The organism is Streptomyces sp. NPDC048185, assembly GCF_043202495.1.
GTDB lineage: Bacteria > Actinomycetota > Actinomycetes > Streptomycetales > Streptomycetaceae > Streptomyces.
Genome location: NZ_JBIDAN010000015.1, coordinates 64535 through 82203 on the forward strand (window position 1 = coordinate 64535; position 17669 = coordinate 82203).

The following is a 17669-nucleotide window of genomic DNA, read 5'->3' on the forward strand; positions in this document are numbered from 1 at the left end:
GGGTGGGCCGGCCCCCCCCCCCCCCCCCCCCCCCCGCGGGGGGGGGGCCCCCCCCCCGCCCCCCCCCCCTCACCCCGCGGGGGGGCCCCCCGGGGGGGGGGGGGGGCCCCCCCCGGCCCCCGGCGGCAGCGCTCAGCAGCCGCCGCAGTTGTAGTACGTGACGTCCCAGTGGTTGCCCTCGTCGGCGTAGACGTTGCCGGAGCCGGACCGCCACTGCGGGGCGCCGTCGCCGCGCAGTCCGATGTAGGTGAAGCTGTTCTTGACGTAGTTGGTGACGCAGGTGGCCTTGCCGAAGTCGAGCTTGTAGCCGTTCCAGTGCGAGTAGGTGCCGGAGGCGTGCCCGGTCTCGGTGCCGCCCGTGATGTTCAGCGCGCACCCGCTGGCCCGCTTGAGGGTCTGGGCGCCCTGCGCGGTGGCCAGGTTGAGCTGGTCGAAGGACGTACACGTGGAGTTGTTGCGGTTGGAGCAGTTGCCCGAGGACGACCAGGTGATCCCGACCTCGCGGAACATCGACGTCGCGGTCGCGTGGCTGATCTTGGTGACCGCGAACGCGTCACCGGCGCTGCCGACGACGACGGCGCCCGGTGCGGCCACCAGGGCGAGAGCCGTGACCACCGACCGGATGCGGGTGCCTCTCGGAGACTTCATCAGGAACCTCCATGCAGTGCGTCATGCTGCCTGTGGGGTGGTTGAGCATGCGGTGCACGACGATGGTGCCCGAGGTCTACGCGCGTACGCCAGAGGGCGTCGGGCGTCGAGCAGAATGACCGCATGACCCGGACTCCCGTCACCCGTGCCCCCGTCGAGGGCGCCCCGGCACACGTCCGGCTCGCGGCGGGGGTGGCCGCCCTGGTGATCGTCGGCGCGGGGACCGGCCTCAGGGCCGTGTCGGAGGGAGTGGTGGCCAAGTACGGAGGCGACGCCCTCTACACCCTTCTGCTCCTCGCCCTGGTCGTCCTGGCGGCGCCGAGGGCGACACCGTGGAAGGCCGCCGCCGTGGCCCTGGCCGTGAGCTGGGGCGTCGAGTTCCTCCAGCTCACCGACCTGCCGGCCGCCCTCTCCCGGCACAGCACGGTGGCCCGTCTGGTCCTCGGTTCCACCTTCAACGCACCGGACCTGCTCTGGTACGCCGTCGGCGCGGCGGCTGGATGGCTCGTCGTGGCCCTGACGCGCGCCGCCCGGGACCCGGTCACAGCCAGCCCGAGCGCTGCGCCTGCAGGGCCAGCTGGAAGCGGTTCGCGGCGCCGAGCCGGGTCATGAGGATCTGCAGGCGCCGGAACAACGTGCGGCGGCTGATGCCCAGTTCACGGGCGATGACCTCGTCGGTAGCGCCACCGGCCAGCAGACGCAGCAGCCGGCGGTCGGCGGGCGGCAGCCCGGCGGGACGGGCGGCGAGGCCGTGGATGGGCAGGGCGTTCTGCCAGGCCTGCTCGAACAGGGCCGTCAGCGCGGACAGCAGGCCGCAGGGCTGCACCACCAGCATGGTGTTGTGCACGTCCGCCTCCCTGATCGACAACGACACCAGCGCGTACGCCTCGTCGATGATCAGGAGCTTCACCGGCACCGAAGGCAGCACCCTGGCCTGCTCGCCCGCCTCGATGCAGGGTTCGATGACGTCCTTCAGATGACCGGGGTGCTCCAGCGATTCCCGCGAGTAGACGACGCGCTGCCGCACCCCGCGGGCCAGCGTCGCCAGGGCGTCGTCGGTCGCCGTGGCCAGCGGCGCGTACGGAGGGGACTCGAACTGGCGGATCTGCTCGCGGGCGCTGGCCCACGCGTGGTGCATCCTCGGCCCGACGGCCTCCCCGGTCACGACCTCGACGAGATCGTCGTTGCGGGCGGCGAGCCGCCGGCGCCGGAACGACTCGAACGCGCCTCCGACGGCGATGCGCGACTCCTCGAGCTCGGCCGCCCGGTGCCGGGCGAGGATCTCCAGGCCCGCCGCGGGCGGTACCGGGGCCACCACGTCCCGGCCCCCGGCCGCGGCGCCGGCCAGGCCGGCGTCCGCCAGTTCGCCGTACGCCGCGCGGAGGTCGGCCCCGCCCAGCCCGGCCGCAGCGCCGACCGCCTCCAACGGAGCGGGAGCCAGCTCCAGCAGGGCCAGATAGACCCGGCACGTCGCGTCATCGAGCCCGAGCATCCGCAGGGCATCGCCGAGTTTCCCGTTCGCCATGGGGCGATTATCGCTGCTCCGGCCGGTCCCCTGGCCGATCAGTGCCACTGGCACACTCGGGCACCCAGGCCCGTCGCCGGACGGTACCGTCCGGATGCCGCCCCCGGACCGGCGGCGGTGACAACCCCCTGGCAGCCCCCAGGGAGCGCAACGGAAGGTGCATGACGTGGCGAACCGTCGCAAGAACAGCCTCTACCCGGGGATCTCCGCGGAGTTGTCCGCTCTGATGCGGACGGGCTGGGCGGACACGGAACGACACGACCTCGGGCCCGCCGAGCAGGCCCCCCACGCGGCCCGCCGCCGCGCCGCGCTCTCCGCACGGTTCCCCGGCGAGCGCCTCGTGGTCCCCTCGGGCAACCTCAAGGTCCGCTCGAACGACGACACCTACCCCTTCCGGCCGTACACGGGCTACGTGCACATGACCGGCGACCAGGCCCGGGACGGCGCCCTCGTCCTCGAACCCCGCGCGGACGGCGGCCACGACGCCTACTGCTACCAGCTGCCGCGGGACAGCAGGGACGACGACGAGTTCTGGACCGGCGCCCACGCCGAACTCTGGACCGGCCGGCGCCGCTCGCTCGCCGAATCGGAGCGCGTGCTCGGCCTGCCGTGCCGCGACGTCCGCACCGCCGTGGCCGACCTCGCGGCCGCCGTCGGCCCGCGGACCCGCATCGTCCGCGGGATCGACCCCGCCCTCGAGGCCGCCGTCACCACCGACGCCGAGCGCGACGCCGAACTGGAGGACGCGCTCAGCGACCTCCGTCTCGTCAAGGACGCCTGGGAACTCGGCGAACTGCGCAAGGCCGTCGACTCCACCGTGCGCGGCTTCACCGACGTCGTCGGAGAGCTCTCCCGGGCGATCGCGTCCTCGGAGCGCTGGATCGAGGGCACCTTCTTCCGCCGGGCGCGCCTGGAGGGCAACTCGGTCGGCTACGGCTCGATCTGTGCGGCCGGCGAGCACGCCACGATCATGCACTGGACGGACAACGACGGCCCGGTGCGCCCGGGAGACCTGCTCCTGCTCGACGCCGGCGTGGAGACGCGCTCCCTCTACACCGCCGACGTCACCCGCACGCTGCCCATCAGCGGAACCTTCACGTCCCTGCAGCGAGAGGTCTACGACGCGGTCTACGAGGCGCAGGAGGCCGGTATGGCGACGGTGAAGCCCGGTGCGCCGTACCGCGCCTTCCACGAGGCGGCGCAGCGGCACCTGACCGCACGGCTCGTCGACTGGGGCTTCATCGAGGGCCCCGTCGAGCGGGCCTACGAGCTGGGCCTGCAGCGCCGCTTCACCATGGCCGGCACCGGACACATGCTGGGCCTGGACGTCCACGACTGTGCTCGGGCCCGCACCGAGGACTACGTCGACGGCGTGCTGGAGCCGGGCATGTGCCTGACCGTCGAGCCCGGCCTGTACTTCCAGGCGGACGACCTGACCGTGCCGGAGGAGTGGCGGGGCATCGGCGTCCGGATCGAGGACGACCTGGTCGTCACCGACGGCGGCCACGAGAACCTGTCGGCGGGCCTGCCCCGGGCCGCGGACGAGATCGAGGCATGGATGGCCCGCCTGGTGGGCTGAGCGGCTCCGACTGCGGCTCCGGCTCCGGCGAGACGGTTCCGGGGCCGCCGTGTCGCGCGGCCCCGGAACCGTGCACCGGGCGGCCCGGGGCGGCGTGTCCGGCGGTTCAGGCCGAGCGTTCCCACTCCTCGGCGGACACCGGGTGCGCGAAGGGCCGGCCGTGCACGTACCTCTCCAGCTCGTCCGCCGCTGCCGCCGCCATGCGGTGGAGCTCGGTGCCCACGGAACCGGCGACGTGCGGGGTGAGGACCACGTTGGGCAGGTCGTATAGGGGGGAGCCGGCCGGCAGGACCTCCGGGACGGTGACGTCGAGCACGGCGTCGAGCCGCCCGGACACCAGTTCCTCGGTGAGTGCCCGCTGGTCGACCAGCGAGCCCCGGGACGTGTTGATCAGCGTCGCCCCGGTACGCATCGAGGCCAGCCGCTCGCGGCTCACCAGGTGGTGCGTCGCGGGAAGTTCGGGCGCGTGCACGCTCACGACGTCGCTCCGGACGCACAGTTCGTCGAGCCCGACGGCCGTCGCGCCCAGCCGTTCCGCCTCGCCCGGCAGCAGGTACGGGTCGTGCAGCAGCAGTTGCAGATCGTGCGGCCGCAGCAGTTCCAGGACACGGCGGCCGATCCGGGAGGCCCCCACGACGCCCACGGTCCGGCGGTAGTTGCCGGCTCCCGCGTAGGCCGCCTGCCAGTCGTGGTCGGCGCGGCGGCGACGGTAGTCGTCCCGCATGCGCAGCAGGTCCTTGCCCGCCAGGAGGACGAAGGCGACGGTGTACTCCGCGACGGGCACGGCGTTGGCCGAGGCCGCCGAGGTGACGGCGACACCCCGGTGCCAGCAGGCCGCGGTGACGTGGTGCTTGACGGACCCCGCGGCGTGGATGACAGCCCGCAACCGGGGCGCCCGGTCGAGGACCTCCTCCGTCAGCGGCGGGCAGCCCCAGCAGCTGATGAGGACCTCGGCGTCGCGCAGGGCCGCAGACGCCGCCTCGGTGCCGAAGTCGTCGGCGACCAGCGCCGGGTCGAGAGCGGAGAGCTCGGTCAGCCGGCGCATCGTCGGGGCGTCGATCAGCTTGGACACCAGATCGGTGTGCATGGCGAGCAGGGCCCGCGGCCGGTGGCCGGGCACCGGCGCCGGGGCGGCGTCGGAGACGGAAGCGGGGTTGTGCACGGGATTCTCCCGGGTGACGTGTGGCGTGGGCGGACGACGGTCGCGGGTGGCGGGCCTACTTGACGGCTCCGGCCGTCATACCCGCCTTCCAGAACCGCTGCAGTCCGACGAAGGCGACGACCAGGGGGACGACCGCGAGCAGCGAGCCGGTCACCACGAGGGGGTAGTACTCGGGGAACGAGCGCGTCTGGGTGTTCCAGGAGTAGAGCCCGAGGCTCACCGGGAAGAGCTTGGTGTCCGAGAGCATCACCAGCGGAAGGAAGAAGTTGTTCCAGATCGCGGTGAACTGGAACAGGAAGATGGTGACGAAGCCGGGCATGACCATCCGCAGCCCGATCGACCAGAAGGTGCGCAGCTCGCCGGCACCGTCCATCCGGGACGCCTCCAGGACCTCTCCGGGCACGTATCCGGCGCAGAAGACCCGGGCCAGGTACACGCCGAACGGGTTGACCAGCGACGGCAGGAAGACGGCCCAGAAGCTGTTGACGATCCCCACCTTGGAGGCGAGCAGGTACATCGGCAGCGCGAGCGCCGTCGTCGGCACCAGCACGCCCAGCAGGACCAGACCGAACAGCTTCTCCTTGGCGGGGAAGCGGTAGACGTGGAAGGCGTAGCCGGCGGCCACGCAGACGAGGGCGCACAGGGCGGCGCCGGCTCCGGCGTACAGCAGCGAGTTGAGGTACCAGCGGAAGTAGATCCCGTCACCGGCGGACGCCAGGCCGGAGAGGTTCTGGCCCAGGTGCCAGCGCTCGGGCGAGAGGGTGCGCCCGCCCAGCAGGTCACCGGTGTTCTTCGCCGCGGCCGTCAGCAGCCACAGCAGCGGGAGGAGCATGTAGAGCGCGGCCAGGACGAGGACGCCGTTCACGGCCGCCTTCGACATCGACCAGTGGCGCCGCCCGGTGTCCAGCGGCGGGGGAGCGGCGGGGCCTCGTCGCTGCCGCGGCCTCACGGGTGCGACGGTGCTCACGCCTCGGCTCCCTTCGTCCCGGCCGAGCGGCCGCCGGAGAACCGGGTGACCAGGAACGAGAGGGCGGCGGCCGCCAGTGCGAGCAGGACGGAGGCGGCGGCGGCCAGGCCGTAGTCGTTGCGTTCGAAGGCCGCGGTGTAGGCGTACATGTTGGGTGTCCAGGTGGTGACGACGCCGGGAGCCGCGCCGTGGAGGATCATCGGTTCGGTGAACAGCTGGAGCGAGCCGATCACGGTGAAGAGCCCGACCATGACCAACGACGGCCGGATGAGCGGGAGTTTGACGCTCAGGGCCGTGCGCAGCGGGCCGGCACCGTCGACGACGGACGCCTCCAGCACCTCGCGGGGGATCGCCTGCAGCGCGGCGAAGAAGATGATCAGGTTGTACCCGGTCCATTCCCACAGGGCGATGTTGACCACGGCCGGTACGGGACTGCCCAGGATGTCGGTCTGCAGACCGGCCGAGTCGAGGGCGCCGATCACCGGGCTCACGCCCGGTGTGTAGAGGTACATCCAGATCAGGGCCGCGATGATGCCCGGCACGGCGTGCGGCAGGAACAGGGCCAGCTGGAAGAACCGCTTCGCACGGGCGAGGGAGGAGTCGAGCAGCAGGGCGAGCAGCAGCGACAGGCCGATCATCAGCGGGATGTAGAGCAGGCAGTACAGCGCGAGGTTGACGAAACCGTCGCGGAACGCCGGGTCGTGCAGGGCCCCGGTGTAGTTGTCGAGGCCGCTGAAGACGCGTTCCACACCGCCGAAGCCGAGTCCGGAGCGCTTCTCGCCGTACAGGCTGAGGTAGAGGGCGTTCCCCATCGGGATCAGCGTGCAGGCGGTGAACAGGACGAAGAACGGGAGCAGGAGGAGGGCCGGGGCCCCCGGCCGCCACGGCCGCAGGGGGACGGGGCGGGCGGTGGGTGAGCCGGCTGTGCGCGGCGCGGGGCCGGCCATCAGCCCGTCACCTTGATCCCGCGCTTGTCCAGTTCCTTCTTCGTCGCCGTCTCGGCGCCCCGTACGGCGGTCATGATGTCGCTGCCGTCGTGGACCTCGGCGAAGGAGTCCTTGAGCGAGTTGTCGGTGGTGCCCATGACCGGGCCCCACGCCCAGTCGGTCCGGATGGACCTCGCGCCGTCCTGGAACAGGCCGTAGAGGTCCTGGCCGGCGAAGAGGGTGCTCTTGAAGGCGCTCTTGGCGACCGGGACGAGAGCGGGAGCGGCCGGGTAGGCGGAGGACGTACCGGTGGAGATGCGCGCCTTGATGCCGTCCTCGGTGGTGGTCGCCCACGCCGCGAACTTCACCGCCGCCTCGGCCTTTTCGCTGTCCTTGGACACGGCGAACGTGGTGCCGCCGAGCATGCCGCTCGCCGGCGCCCCGTCGAACGTCGGCATCGGGGCCGCGGCCCACTTGCCGCTCTGGTCGGGAAGGGTGCTGCCCAGCACCCCCGCGCCCCAGCTCGCGCCCAGGTAGCCGACGGTCCGGTTCTTCTGCAGGGAGGCCGTCCACTGCTGGGAGAAGGACGGGGCCACCTGCACCAGGTCGTCGTCGATCATTTTCTGCCAGTAGGCGGCGGTCCTGTTGGTGGCCCCGTCCTGGAAGCCGACCTTCCAGGACTCCGCCCCCGCCTTGAACCACTGTGCACCGGCCTGCCAGGCCATGGCCTCGAAGGTGCTCGGGTCGTCGGGGAAGAACGTGGCGATGCGCGCGTCGGGAACGGCCTTCCTGATCTTCTCCGCGTCCGTCCGGAACTCGTCCCAGGTCTTCGGCGGGGCCGTGATGCCCGCCTTCTCGAAGACGTCCCTGCGGTAGTAGAAGGTCTGCGGCGCCACGTCCAGCGGGAGGGCCCAGGTCGTGCCGCCCAGGGTGGCCATCTGCATCGCCTGCGGCAGGTACGTGGACTTCAGGCCGTCGGACACGTGCTCACCGATGTCCTGGACGGCGCCGCGGCTGACGAAGTCCGGCAGCTGCGGGTACTCGACGTTGAACACGTCGGGGGCGTTGCCCGCCTTCACGGCGTTGGAGATCTTGGCGTAGCCGCCCGCGTTGCCGGACGGGATCTCCTGGAAGTTCACGCGGACGTCCCGCTGCGAGGCGTTGAAGGCGTCCACGACCTCCTGAGTCCCCTTGGCCCAGCCCCAGAAGGTGATGGTGACGGGCCCCTTCCCCGCGGAGGTGTCGGTGTCGCCGCCCGAACCGCAGGCGGAGAGGGTGGCGAGGCACAGCGCGGTCGCGGCCGCGACGAGGCCCGAACGGTACGTTCTGCGGCGGGGGAGCGAGGAGGAGGAAGGCATGGCGCGGCTCCTTGGAGAGGTCACGAGCACCGGCGTCCGGCCGGGCGCTGCGGGGGGTCACGCTGAGGTGAGCGCCATCCTGAGATGCGGGGGCGATCGAAGTCAATACCTTTCGATCAAATGATCTGAATGATCGAAACTAGACCTGCCGCAACGGTGGTGACCGACCTCTTCTTGCCCAGCTGTGCCGCCCGCGCCCAGCCGGGACCGACCGAGGGTGGGCGGAGGGTGGGGCCGGGGACGGCTCAGGACGACCGAGCGATCATCCGATCAGAAAGCGGACGCGTGCCCATTCCGGACCGACGCGGCACGCCGGGAATCAGGGCCCGGTTCCCGGCCGGCACCGACTGTCTGCGCCGGCCCTCCGCACGACGTGCGCAGCTTGAGGGTGGGGAGCAGTTCCACCTGGTGCACGGGCATCGTGCCGCCCGCGTCGAGCCGTCGCAGCAGCAGGTCCAACGCGCCGGAGCCGACCGCCCGCTTCGGCGGCGCCACCGCCGTCAGCGGCGGCTCCGACAACGACGCGTACACGTCGTCGTACGCGATCATCGCGACGTCCTCCGGCACGGAGAGACCGTGCGTGCGCAACAGCGACGGCAGTTGCAGGGCGTCCTGGTCGTTGTGCACGACCACGGCCCGCACGCCGGTCCGGACGGCCTCGGCGATCCGGGCGGCCAGGTCCGAGTCGTCCCCGGGCGAACGGGAGCTCTCGGGACTGGACACGTCGATCACGGGCAGCGTCGGCAGCCCGAGCTGGGCGACCGCATCGGCATAGCCGGCGCGCACCTCGCGGGCGGTGCGGGTGTCGGCGCGGGCGGCGAGCAGCACCGAGTCGTGCCCGAGCGCGACGAAGCGGCGCAGCGCCAGCAGGACCCCGTGGCGGTGACCGGAGCAGACCGCGTCCAGGTGCGCCGCCGGGCTCAGCGGTGCCGCCCGGCGTTCCACCAGGACGGCCGGCACGGGCAGCTCGCCCAGCCAGTCGCCGCCCTCCAGCCCTCCGTCCGGGGTCCAGCCCGGCGTGAGCAGCAGGCCGTCGACGTCCGACTCAAGCAGCCGTTCCACCTGGGCCCGGTCACTGCCGGCCCCGTACGGCGCGATGCCCAGCACCAGCCGGGCCCCGGCGGCGGTCGCCGCGGCGCTGGCCCCGGCGATCACGTCGTCGAAGTACTGGCCGACGGTCGGCACCAGCATGCCGATCACCCGGCCGCGACCCGCGCCCTGCCCGCCGGAGGCGCCGACGGAGAGGGCCACCGAGCCGTGGGTCCGCTCGACCTTGCCCTCGTCGGCGAGCGCGGCGACGTCCCGCCGGACGGTGACTGCCGGGACGCCGAGGCGCTCGGCCAGCTCCACGATCCGGATGGAGCCGGTCTCGCGCACGACGTCGAGGATGCGAGAGCGACGTCGTTCGGCCGAAGCAGCCATCGACACTCCTCCTTGTGATGGGATCCGGCGTCCCGGAAGCCGGCCTGCGCGGTCTCCCGGAGACCTTATCCGATCACGCACGGGTCATCTGATCAGTTCTCCTGCTCCGGGTCCCCGGTCAGGGGCCGATCCCCGAAGGGCTTCCCCACGCCTCCGCGCTGTCTGTCCCGATGCCCTTGGAGATCGATCGGAATCTGATCGAACGATACGGAACCATTGACTCGATCGAGGGATCGGCCTAGTTTCTGGCGCACTCCAGCAGAGAGGCGCATCCATGAGGGCGGACGAAGCCGACGGTGGCGGACGACGGGCGTGGAGCGGTGCGCTCCTCGCCGCGGCGCTCGCCGGCGCGAGCGTGGTCGTACCGGCCGTACCGGCGTCGGCCGCCGGAACGACCACCTATGTCGACTGTTCGGCGTCGAAGGCCGGCACGGGCAGCCGGAACAGCCCGCTCAACAGCATCAGTCAGGCGAACGCGAGGGCCTACGGGCCGGGCGACACCCTGGCCTTCGCGACCTCGACCACCTGTACCGGCACCCTCGCCCCGGCGGGCAGTGGCACGGCCGCCGCCCCGGTCACCGTGACCAGCTACGGCACCGGTGCCCTGCCCGTCATCGACGGCAACGGCGCGGCCGACGTGCTGAGGCTGACCGACCAGGACCACTGGACCATCCGCAACCTCAGACTGACGAACCCGGCGGCGTCCCTTGCCCGACGGACGGGCGTGCGCATCTCCGCGACCGACGGCCGGTCGCACCGCGGGTTCGACGTCGGCAACCTGGTCGTCGACCGGGTGGCGGGACAGACGGACAAGGGCGGCACGACCACCGAGGACTACGTCCAGTCCGCCGGCATCGTCACAGGCGCGACCGGAGCCGGTTCGACCCTCGACGACGTGTACGTGCACCACAACCAGGTGAGCAACACCGGCGGCGGCGGACTCAAGATCCGCGTGGGCTCCATGGCCACCAAGGGATCGGGCGTGCTGATCGAGCACAACACCGTGCGGGACGTCGGCGGTGACGCCATCATCGGGAGCTACGCCGACGCACCTCTGATCCAGTACAACGTGGCCTCCGGCACCGGAAACGGCGTGTACCCCTTCTCCGGTGGCAACTTCGCCGGGATCTGGGTGCTCGGCGACCACGATCCGACGATCCAGAAGAACGCCGTCTACGGCATCACGAGGATGTCCGTCGCCGACAGCCAGGCCTTCGACTGCGACTGGGGCAACACCGGCCGCTGCACCGTCCAGTACAACTTCAGCCGGGACAACATCGAGGGCTTCTTCCTCGACTGCGACGGCTGCGGGACCGTCGGCGGGGCGAAGGAGGTCGTCCGCTACAACATCTCCGAGAACGACTGCCGCATGAGCAGCGGCGGCAGCGGCCGATCCGCCCTGCACATGTACAACAACGTCATGTACTGCACGGACAAGAGGTTCGACATCACGCTCCCCGACGAGAGCGTGCTCGAGAACAACATCTGGGTGGGCACCAGCGACTCACGGCTGCCCACCGGTACCGGGATCTCCTGGAAGTGGAACGTCTTCCAGGGCGTGCCACGGCCGACCGGCAACGGCATCACCGGCGACCCCGGGTTCGTGAACCCCGGCACGGGCGGCAACACCATCTACTCCGTGGACGGATACAAGCTGAAGGCCTCGTCGCCCGCGCTCGGCAACGGCGCGGTGGTGACGGACAACGGCGGCCGCGACTACTGGGGCGACCCCGTCTCCACCACCACGAAGCCCCACCGGGGCGCCTACAACGGCCCCGGGGTGCAGAGCTGGGCTCCGTGGCACCGGTGAGTACCGAGGAAGGCGTGCGCTGAGTACCCGTACTCAGGACCGGCCGCCGGGCGTCGGCGAAGGTGGGGAGCCTGCCCACCGACGTCAGGAGACCCCGTGCGCAAGAACAGCGGCACCAGCCGACCCGCCGTCCGCGTCGCCACTGCCGCCGCCCTCGGGTGCGCGACGGCGGCCCTGGCGCTGAGCGGATGCTCCCTCGAGTACCGGGAGGACGTCTGCAGCCACGGCGAGTACCCGGTCACGTCCATCGGCGGCACCGGCTCGGCGTGCGTCTCGGACGACGAGCGGCCGCCCGCGGGCTACACCCGTTACCCGGAGGGCGAGGTGCCGCGGCACGTCGACGACGAGTGGGACGTGTACTGGCGTACCCACATGATCGACGAGAGCGGTGCCGTCGTGGACGCTCCCGAGGCTGGTTGAGCGCGCGGTCGTCGGCCGCCCCGCGGAGGTCAGCGTTTGGCGGCACAGGGATCGACCGCGCGGTCCGCCCCGGAGCGGGTGGGACGTGCCGGGTGCGCGCCGCCTCCGCGCCGCACGATGACCACGGCCGCGAGGCCGACGGCCAGTCCGAGAGCGGTCTGCACACCGAAGGGCTCGCCGAACATCAGCGCACCCCACACGGCGGTGACCGGTGCCATGAGGAACATGAGGGTGTTCACCGCGGTGATGCCGGACCGGCGCAGGATCAGCCAGTACAGCCCGTACCCGCCGAAGGTGGGCAGCACCACGAGCCAGGCGGTCGCCGCCCAGAACGAGGCGTCGGCCGGCGGGGCCGCCGTCCCGGTGGCGACCGCGAGCCCGGAGAAGAGGACGGCACTGGTCGCGCAGTGGAGCGTCAGCGCCGCCCGGGGCGCGACCGGCACGCGTGTGCGGCCCTCCAGGAAGGTGGCCGCCACCAGTGACAGCATCCCGAGGAAGGGAACGAAGTACGCCCACCAGGCGACGTCCGCCCCCTTCGCCGCCGCGTCGGCCAGGGTGACCGTGGCGACGCCGGCCAGCCCCAGCCACAGGCCGGCCCACTGCCGGCGTGAGACGTACTGCCGCAGCAGGGGCCCGGCGAGCGCGCCGGCGACGAGGGGCTGGACGCCGTCGATCAGTGCGGTGGTGCCGCTGGAGACGCCGAGCTGGATGGCGTAGTAGACGCTGAGCAGATACCCGCTCTGCGACAACGCGCCGACGGCGACCTGCCGGCCCGCGTCCCGCGGCCTCAGACCCCGCCATGCCGCCCGGGAGGCGGGCGCGACGGCGACGAGGACCAGCGCGAGCGGCAGGAAACGCCACATCAGGAGCGTCGCCGCGTCCGCGGTCCCGGCGCCGAGTCTGGCGCCGATGAAGCCGGAACTCCAGCTCAATACGAAGGCGGCCGAGAGCAGGGCGTTCACGTGGACCACATCCCGTGGACGGATCGAGGTATACAGATCGGTTTACTGAGATCTCGGGTGCCCACTATACAGATCGGTATACTTGCCGTCATGGAGTCCTTGGAGGAGCCGCACCGCGTCCGCATGACCCCCGGGGCGCGCCGCGTGGTGGAAGCCGCCGAGCGGTTGTTCTACGAGCGCGGAATCAATGCCGTGGGCGTGGACCTCATCGCCGCCGAGGCAGGGGTGACCAAGAAGACGCTGTACGACCGGTTCGGCTCGAAGGAGCAGATCGTCGTGGAGTACCTCGCCGCGCGGGACGAGCGCTGGCGGGGACTCCTCGGCGGCTGTCTGGACGCGGTCGCGGAACGTGAGCCGGCCGCCCGGGTCCTGGCCGTCTTCGAGGCGTCGCGCGTGTGGGCGGTGGAACACGGGCCCAGGGGGTGCAGCATGGTCAACGCCCATGCGGAGATCGGCGATCCGGGCCACCCGGCGTACGCGGTCATCGTCGGGCAGAAGCGGTGGATGCTCGATCTGTTCACCCGCCTGGCCCGCGAGGTCGACGAGCCCGGCGCGGACCGGCTGGCGCGAGCGCTCATGCTGCTGCACGAGGGGGCACTGGTGGCGCACGGGCTGGGCGTCTTCCCCGACCCGTTCGGCGAGGCCGTCGACCGGGCACGGGAGTTGCTGGTGAACGGGGCGGCCACCGGGCCGGGCGCACCGCCACGGTGAGGCCGCGCCGTACCGCGCTCCTCGTCACGAACCCGGCCGGACCGAGCCGCCGGACCTCTCGCGCGCGGGGTCAGGCCACCAGCAGGCGGAGGCCGAGCTCCGCCGAGTCGAGGGAGACGAGCTCGCGGTTGCGTTCGGCCCACCGGCCCGAGGCGAGGTCCTCGCGGAGTCCGGCCACGGCCCGCCGCTCGGCCTCCGGCCCGACCCTGGTCCACACCGACACCGCGCGGCGTACGTGTTCCTCCAGGTAGGCCTCGGGCCGGCGCCAGTAGGCCTCGAGGAAGCCGTCGGCGCAGTCCCACGGGATGAGCACCGGTTCCATGCGGGCCCCGATCGCGTGAGCCAGCCGGTCCACCGACGGCCGGCCGGCGACGAGCCCGGCGACCTCGGGCAGGTAGTCGCGGGTCAGCCAGAACCGGTGACGCCAGCCGGTGTCACCGGCGTCGTGCGTGAACACCACCACGCGGCGGGCGACTCGGCGCATCTCGCGCAGCCCGGCGATCGGGTCGTGCCAGTGGTGAACGGTGCTGAAGGCCATCGCGGCGTCGAAGGACCGGTCCGCGAACGGAAGGCGTTCCGCGGCGGCGGCCACGCACGGTGCCGCGTCGGCGGGTCGCTGCGCCCGCATGACGGCCGACGGTTCCACGGCGGTCACCTCGCGGTCCGCAGGCTCGTACGAGCCGGTGCCGGCACCGACGTTCAGCACCGTCCGTGCGTCCCCGAGCGCGTCCCAGACCCTCGCGGCGATCCGCGGCTCGGTGCGCCGCGTCGCCGGATAAGCACTTCCGATCGCCTCGTACAACTGCGCGCCGAACATCTTCAGTTGCTCCTCGGGTGTCGTCCTGATCCCCATGGCCCGGGCCTCCAGCTCCCTGTCCATGGCCGTCACCATGGCAGCGGCGCGGTCGCGCTGTTCCAGCAGCAGGCCGCGCAGCCGGTGCAGGTGCGCGACCGCGTCGGTGGCCGGGTCGTCGACCAGATCGGCGATCTCGCGAAGCCCGAAGCCGAGCCGCCGGTAGGCGATCACCTCCCGCAGTCGCTCCACGTCGCGCGCAGAATAGGTCCGGTATCCGGCGGCGGTCCGCGCGGACGGCCGGACGAGGCCGATCTCGTCGTAGTGGTGCAGCGTGCGGACGCTCACGCCGGCCAGCTCGGCCACGCGTCCCACGGTCAGGTGTTCCTCCACACCACCGACCATGCGGCATCACGCCACGTGAGGGTCAAGCTTCACATCGGGCCGCGACCGACCGCGCGGAATGCCGGAGCGCTTCAGCACGTGCCCTCCGGGCCGCCACCGCGTGTCACCAGTCGACGTGTGCCTCGATCCAGCGGTCCAGTCCCGCCGTGTCGCCCGCGGGCGGCAACTCGGGGGCCAGGCCGAGGGGAGAAGCAGCGAGCTGCAGATGGGTCAGGTAGCCGTACGGGCCGTTGTCCGCGTGCGGGCCCACGATCACGGCCTGCGTCGCGGTGCGCCATATCCGGTGAGGCATCGGCGGCCCCGTCACCACGGCTGCGTCGCTGGTGACCACCCGTTCCGGAGCGGTTCCGAGATGGGCGGTGACGGCGTCCGCGGCCCGGTCGAGAACCTCTGTGCACGCTTCCACGGTGGACGGGCGTCGGACGGTCCAGCCCGGAGCCCGGCCCCAGTCGTCCACGAGGTCGCCCAGCCAGGGCATGTTGGTGAGGTGCTCGTCGTCCGGGTCGACGGGGTACAGCTCCCCGAACGCCAGGAAGCTTCGTGCCGTCGGATCCCCGAACGGGGAGTCGCCCTCGGTGCACAACACGTGCCCGAAGCCCGTCCGGTAGGAGTCCGTCACGCAGTCGTGTTCCCAACTCCAGCCCCGAGCACGCAGAACGGTGTCGAACGCGTCGAAGTCGTCCGCAGCGGCCGGTTGTTGCGGCAGGGCAAGGAACTCTGCCACGGCGGCCGGGGTCAGGGGGCGGTGGGCCAGCGCGTGCACGGGGGAGGGCATGGGGTCAGGTTAAGACCTGCGGCGTCTCGCCGGCGATCGCGGACCGGGACGCGACCTCGAACACGGCTGCTGCCCGGACGGGAGCAACCCACGCCTCAGGCCGCCTTCCCCCAGACCGTCATGCCCAGTTGCAGGAAGGCCTCCTCCGGCAGGGCTGTCTGCTTGACCTGGATGGCGAGGGCCGCGACGTCGCCCGCGTCGTTGCCGACGCAGATCCGGGTGCCGGCGTCGGCCGCCGCGAGCGACCACGTGCGGTAGGCGGAGCCGGTGGCGCCGGTCAGGAGGTGACGGCAGACGTCGGCGGAGGCGGCCTTCCCGTTGAACAGCTGCACGAAACGACTGGTATCGCTGCGCAGCGCACAGTCGGTGTCGTCCTCGCAGACGAGACGGATGTCGCCCCCGCGGTCGGTGCGCAGCATCGGGTCGCTGAGGCTCAGGGAGTTCGTCCGGTACAGCCACACAGGGGAGAGCGCAACGGCTCCCACAGCCGGAGAGGCGCTCGGGGCACCCTGCGAGGTCCGCGGGGATTCACCGGCGGCCGGCGTGGAGCGTGACGGCGATGCCGCGGACCGTGCGGACCTCGTCGGCGCGGCCGTCGGGGCGGGCGTGCCCGCGACCCGCTCGCCGGCGCCGGACCGATCGCCGCCCCACCACGTCAGGCCCGTCCACGCCAGAGCGCCCGCGGTCACGATCGCGCCTGTGACCAGCACGGTCCGTCGCCCGGGCACCCGGCGCCGGGTGGGCCTCAGGGACAGCGTCGCGGCCGCGGTCGACGGAGCCACAGGAGTGCGCGCGGGGCCCGGAACGGTCGCCTCGGGACCGGTGACGTCGCTCCAGACGGCCGGCCCCGCGCCCGCGGTGGCGTCCGTGCCCAGCAGCCCCCGGCACCACTGGACGACCTCCGCCGGTGTGGGCCGCTCCCGCGGATCGGACGCCAGGCACCGGGCGAGCAGCGGACGCAGCGGCTCCGGGAGCCGGGACAGGTCGGGTTCCTCGTGCACGATCCGGTACAGCACGACCGGCGCCATGCCGTCCCCGTACAGCGGTTCGCCCAGAGCCGCGAAGGCCGCCGTCTGGGCCAGTGCGAAGACGTCGGTGGCCGGGGAGACGTCGCCGGCGGTCGCCTGCTCGGGGGCCATGAAGTGTGGCGTGCCGACCGTGGAGCCGGTGGCGGTGTGCGAGGAGAGGCCGGCGGCGACCGAGATGCCGAAGTCGATCACCCGTGGCCCGTCCGCGGCCAGCAGAACGTTGGACGGCTTGAGGTCGCGGTGCACGACCCCCGCGCTGTGGATCGCCTGGAGCGCCTCGGCCACGCCGGCCATCAGCCACAGCACGGCGGACACCGGCAGCGGGCCACGCCGGGCGACGGCCGCCGTGAGAGACGGCCCGGGCACGTACAGCGTGGCGAGCCAGGGAGGTACGTCGTCGGTGTCGGCGTCGACGAGTTCCGCGGTGTAGGCGCCCTTGACCCGCCGGGCGGCCTCCACCTCCCTGCGGAACCGCCGTCGGAAGGCAGGATCGTCGGCCAGCTCCGGCCGCACCACCTTGATCGCCACCGGGCGGCCGCCGTGGGTGTGCGACAGGTACACCCGGCCCATGCCCCCCGCGCCGAGCCGGGCCACGAGCCGGTAGCCGGCCACGACCGGAGGGTCGCCCGCCTCGAGAGGCTGGAACACCTCGGTGCTGCCGCTGCTCATCGAACTGCCGTCCCCCTGATCCCCGACCGGCCGAAGATCCGACCCCGACAGAAGCCTAGACGTACGGAGCGGGGCCGGTCCGCCCGCCCGGGTGGAGGCTCAGTCGGTCTGCCCGGCGAACTGCGCCAGCTGGTCCTTCACCCAGGGGTCGTACACCGCGATCCGCTGGGCGGCCGCGGGATCGAACAGCCGCAGCTGGTCCATGACCCACGGGTCGACGCGACGGTGAGAGGCCGGCCTCTGCGCATGATGGTGCCGGGCCGTCGCCGCGGCAGGGCGATCGGGGTGCCTGCTGTGCTGCGGGGTCGCCGCCGTCGCCGGGCCCGCGCCGGCCAGCACCGCACCTCCGACCCCCATGGCTGCGATCCCCGTGGTCAGGGCGTGCCGCATCGGCTTGTTCATGAGTCTCACTCCCGCTTCACGCGACGCCGAATACAAACGGAATTCGGTGATCCGGTTGTGGCGCCTACCCGGCCCCACGCGCCGTACACGCGTGGTCGGGCCCGTGG

17 protein-coding genes are annotated in these 17669 nt (G+C 72.3%); 5 read left to right on the top strand and 12 right to left on the bottom strand.

Translation table 11 applies throughout. From position 1 onward, the window contains the following. Window positions 1–132: 132 nt before the first annotated feature. Window positions 133–648 carry a hypothetical protein gene (locus tag ACGF3H_RS32440; protein ID WP_362492959.1) on the bottom strand — a complete coding sequence of 172 codons (516 nt, stop codon included), beginning with the start codon at window positions 646–648 and terminating at the stop codon, window positions 133–135. 123 nt (window positions 649–771) lie between these two features. Between ACGF3H_RS32440 and ACGF3H_RS32445 the strand changes: the two genes are divergently transcribed. Beyond that, the gene (locus tag ACGF3H_RS32445) at window positions 772–1260 is read left to right on the top strand and encodes a DUF2809 domain-containing protein (RefSeq protein ID WP_362492961.1); all 489 of its coding nucleotides are present in this window, start codon (window positions 772–774) and stop codon (window positions 1258–1260) included. On the opposite strand, the gene ACGF3H_RS32450 is transcribed toward ACGF3H_RS32445, so the two are convergent. After that, window positions 1190–2173 (bottom strand): helix-turn-helix transcriptional regulator, encoded by a 984-nt coding sequence (locus ACGF3H_RS32450; protein ID WP_362492964.1) that lies wholly within the window; start codon window positions 2171–2173, stop codon window positions 1190–1192. The genes ACGF3H_RS32445 and ACGF3H_RS32450 overlap by 71 nt on opposite strands. A gap of 166 nt (window positions 2174–2339) precedes the next feature. On the opposite strand from ACGF3H_RS32450, the gene ACGF3H_RS32455 reads away from it, so the two are divergent. Beyond that, window positions 2340–3752, top strand: coding sequence for an aminopeptidase P family protein (locus ACGF3H_RS32455; protein ID WP_362492967.1), 1413 nt, complete (start codon window positions 2340–2342; stop codon window positions 3750–3752). A gap of 106 nt (window positions 3753–3858) precedes the next feature. Here ACGF3H_RS32455 and ACGF3H_RS32460 read toward each other — a convergent pair whose 3' ends face one another. From ACGF3H_RS32460 to ACGF3H_RS32480, 5 genes are all read right to left on the bottom strand, one after another. Continuing rightward, entirely contained in the window at window positions 3859–4839 is a 981-nt protein-coding gene (locus tag ACGF3H_RS32460; protein ID WP_362493334.1) for a hydroxyacid dehydrogenase, read from the bottom strand. Between the two features lie 130 nt (window positions 4840–4969). After that, window positions 4970–5794: a carbohydrate ABC transporter permease gene (locus ACGF3H_RS32465; RefSeq protein ID WP_362493337.1), complete on the bottom strand. Its 825-nt coding sequence runs from the start codon at window positions 5792–5794 to the stop codon at window positions 4970–4972. Window positions 5795–5877: 83 nt separating this feature from the next. Further along, entirely contained in the window at window positions 5878–6828 is a 951-nt protein-coding gene (locus ACGF3H_RS32470) for a sugar ABC transporter permease (RefSeq protein WP_362492970.1), read from the bottom strand. After that, window positions 6828–8165 (bottom strand): sugar ABC transporter substrate-binding protein, encoded by a 1338-nt coding sequence (locus ACGF3H_RS32475; RefSeq protein WP_362492973.1) that lies wholly within the window; start codon window positions 8163–8165, stop codon window positions 6828–6830. Before ACGF3H_RS32475 ends, ACGF3H_RS32470 begins: the two co-directional genes overlap by 1 nt. A 270-nt stretch (window positions 8166–8435) precedes the next feature. Next, the gene (locus tag ACGF3H_RS32480) at window positions 8436–9587 is read right to left on the bottom strand and encodes a substrate-binding domain-containing protein (protein WP_362492976.1); all 1152 of its coding nucleotides are present in this window, start codon (window positions 9585–9587) and stop codon (window positions 8436–8438) included. A 274-nt stretch (window positions 9588–9861) separates the two neighbouring features. On the opposite strand from ACGF3H_RS32480, the gene ACGF3H_RS32485 reads away from it, so the two are divergent. Together ACGF3H_RS32485 and ACGF3H_RS32490 are read left to right on the top strand one after the other, a co-directional pair. After that, window positions 9862–11397: a right-handed parallel beta-helix repeat-containing protein gene (locus ACGF3H_RS32485; protein ID WP_362492979.1), complete on the top strand. Its 1536-nt coding sequence runs from the start codon at window positions 9862–9864 to the stop codon at window positions 11395–11397. A gap of 96 nt (window positions 11398–11493) precedes the next feature. Further along, window positions 11494–11817, top strand: coding sequence for an SCO0607 family lipoprotein (locus tag ACGF3H_RS32490; RefSeq protein WP_362492982.1), 324 nt, complete (start codon window positions 11494–11496; stop codon window positions 11815–11817). A gap of 29 nt (window positions 11818–11846) precedes the next feature. Here ACGF3H_RS32490 and ACGF3H_RS32495 read toward each other — a convergent pair whose 3' ends face one another. Next, on the bottom strand, window positions 11847–12779 hold the full coding sequence (locus tag ACGF3H_RS32495) for a DMT family transporter (protein WP_362492985.1): 933 nt from the start codon (window positions 12777–12779) through the stop codon (window positions 11847–11849). 90 nt (window positions 12780–12869) lie between these two features. Between ACGF3H_RS32495 and ACGF3H_RS32500 the strand changes: the two genes are divergently transcribed. Beyond that, the gene (locus ACGF3H_RS32500) at window positions 12870–13490 is read left to right on the top strand and encodes a TetR/AcrR family transcriptional regulator (protein WP_362492988.1); all 621 of its coding nucleotides are present in this window, start codon (window positions 12870–12872) and stop codon (window positions 13488–13490) included. A 70-nt stretch (window positions 13491–13560) separates the two neighbouring features. Here the strand turns inward: ACGF3H_RS32500 and ACGF3H_RS32505 are convergent, their stop codons facing one another. From ACGF3H_RS32505 to ACGF3H_RS32520, 4 genes are all read right to left on the bottom strand, one after another. After that, window positions 13561–14688 carry a MerR family transcriptional regulator gene (locus tag ACGF3H_RS32505; protein WP_362492991.1) on the bottom strand — a complete coding sequence of 376 codons (1128 nt, stop codon included), beginning with the start codon at window positions 14686–14688 and terminating at the stop codon, window positions 13561–13563. A gap of 103 nt (window positions 14689–14791) precedes the next feature. Next, window positions 14792–15463 carry a hypothetical protein gene (locus ACGF3H_RS32510; protein ID WP_362492994.1) on the bottom strand — a complete coding sequence of 224 codons (672 nt, stop codon included), beginning with the start codon at window positions 15461–15463 and terminating at the stop codon, window positions 14792–14794. A 95-nt stretch (window positions 15464–15558) separates the two neighbouring features. Then, window positions 15559–17160, bottom strand: a complete 1602-nt coding sequence (locus tag ACGF3H_RS32515) for a protein kinase (protein WP_362492997.1) — start codon at window positions 17158–17160, stop codon at window positions 15559–15561. A 99-nt stretch (window positions 17161–17259) separates the two neighbouring features. After that, window positions 17260–17562, bottom strand: coding sequence for a hypothetical protein (locus ACGF3H_RS32520; RefSeq protein ID WP_362493000.1), 303 nt, complete (start codon window positions 17560–17562; stop codon window positions 17260–17262). Window positions 17563–17669: the final 107 nt, after the last annotated feature.

What these genes read in the sequence shown, in the direction of transcription:
- ACGF3H_RS32505 (WP_362492991.1), bottom strand. Translation starts at nt 14,688, where the DNA reads ATGGTCGGTGGTGTGGAGGAACACCTGACCGTGGGACGCGTGGCCGAG.
- ACGF3H_RS32445 (WP_362492961.1), top strand. Translation starts at nt 772, where the DNA reads ATGACCCGGACTCCCGTCACCCGTGCCCCCGTCGAGGGCGCCCCGGCA.
- ACGF3H_RS32460 (WP_362493334.1), bottom strand. Translation starts at nt 4,839, where the DNA reads ATGCACACCGATCTGGTGTCCAAGCTGATCGACGCCCCGACGATGCGC.
- ACGF3H_RS32465 (WP_362493337.1), bottom strand. Translation starts at nt 5,794, where the DNA reads ATGTCGAAGGCGGCCGTGAACGGCGTCCTCGTCCTGGCCGCGCTCTAC.
- ACGF3H_RS32470 (WP_362492970.1), bottom strand. Translation starts at nt 6,828, where the DNA reads ATGGCCGGCCCCGCGCCGCGCACAGCCGGCTCACCCACCGCCCGCCCC.
- ACGF3H_RS32450 (WP_362492964.1), bottom strand. Translation starts at nt 2,173, where the DNA reads ATGGCGAACGGGAAACTCGGCGATGCCCTGCGGATGCTCGGGCTCGAT.
- ACGF3H_RS32510 (WP_362492994.1), bottom strand. Translation starts at nt 15,463, where the DNA reads ATGCCCTCCCCCGTGCACGCGCTGGCCCACCGCCCCCTGACCCCGGCC.
- ACGF3H_RS32515 (WP_362492997.1), bottom strand. Translation starts at nt 17,160, where the DNA reads ATGAGCAGCGGCAGCACCGAGGTGTTCCAGCCTCTCGAGGCGGGCGAC.
- ACGF3H_RS32485 (WP_362492979.1), top strand. Translation starts at nt 9,862, where the DNA reads ATGAGGGCGGACGAAGCCGACGGTGGCGGACGACGGGCGTGGAGCGGT.
- ACGF3H_RS32520 (WP_362493000.1), bottom strand. Translation starts at nt 17,562, where the DNA reads ATGAACAAGCCGATGCGGCACGCCCTGACCACGGGGATCGCAGCCATG.
- ACGF3H_RS32475 (WP_362492973.1), bottom strand. Translation starts at nt 8,165, where the DNA reads ATGCCTTCCTCCTCCTCGCTCCCCCGCCGCAGAACGTACCGTTCGGGC.
- ACGF3H_RS32440 (WP_362492959.1), bottom strand. Translation starts at nt 648, where the DNA reads ATGAAGTCTCCGAGAGGCACCCGCATCCGGTCGGTGGTCACGGCTCTC.
- ACGF3H_RS32500 (WP_362492988.1), top strand. Translation starts at nt 12,870, where the DNA reads ATGGAGTCCTTGGAGGAGCCGCACCGCGTCCGCATGACCCCCGGGGCG.
- ACGF3H_RS32480 (WP_362492976.1), bottom strand. Translation starts at nt 9,587, where the DNA reads ATGGCTGCTTCGGCCGAACGACGTCGCTCTCGCATCCTCGACGTCGTG.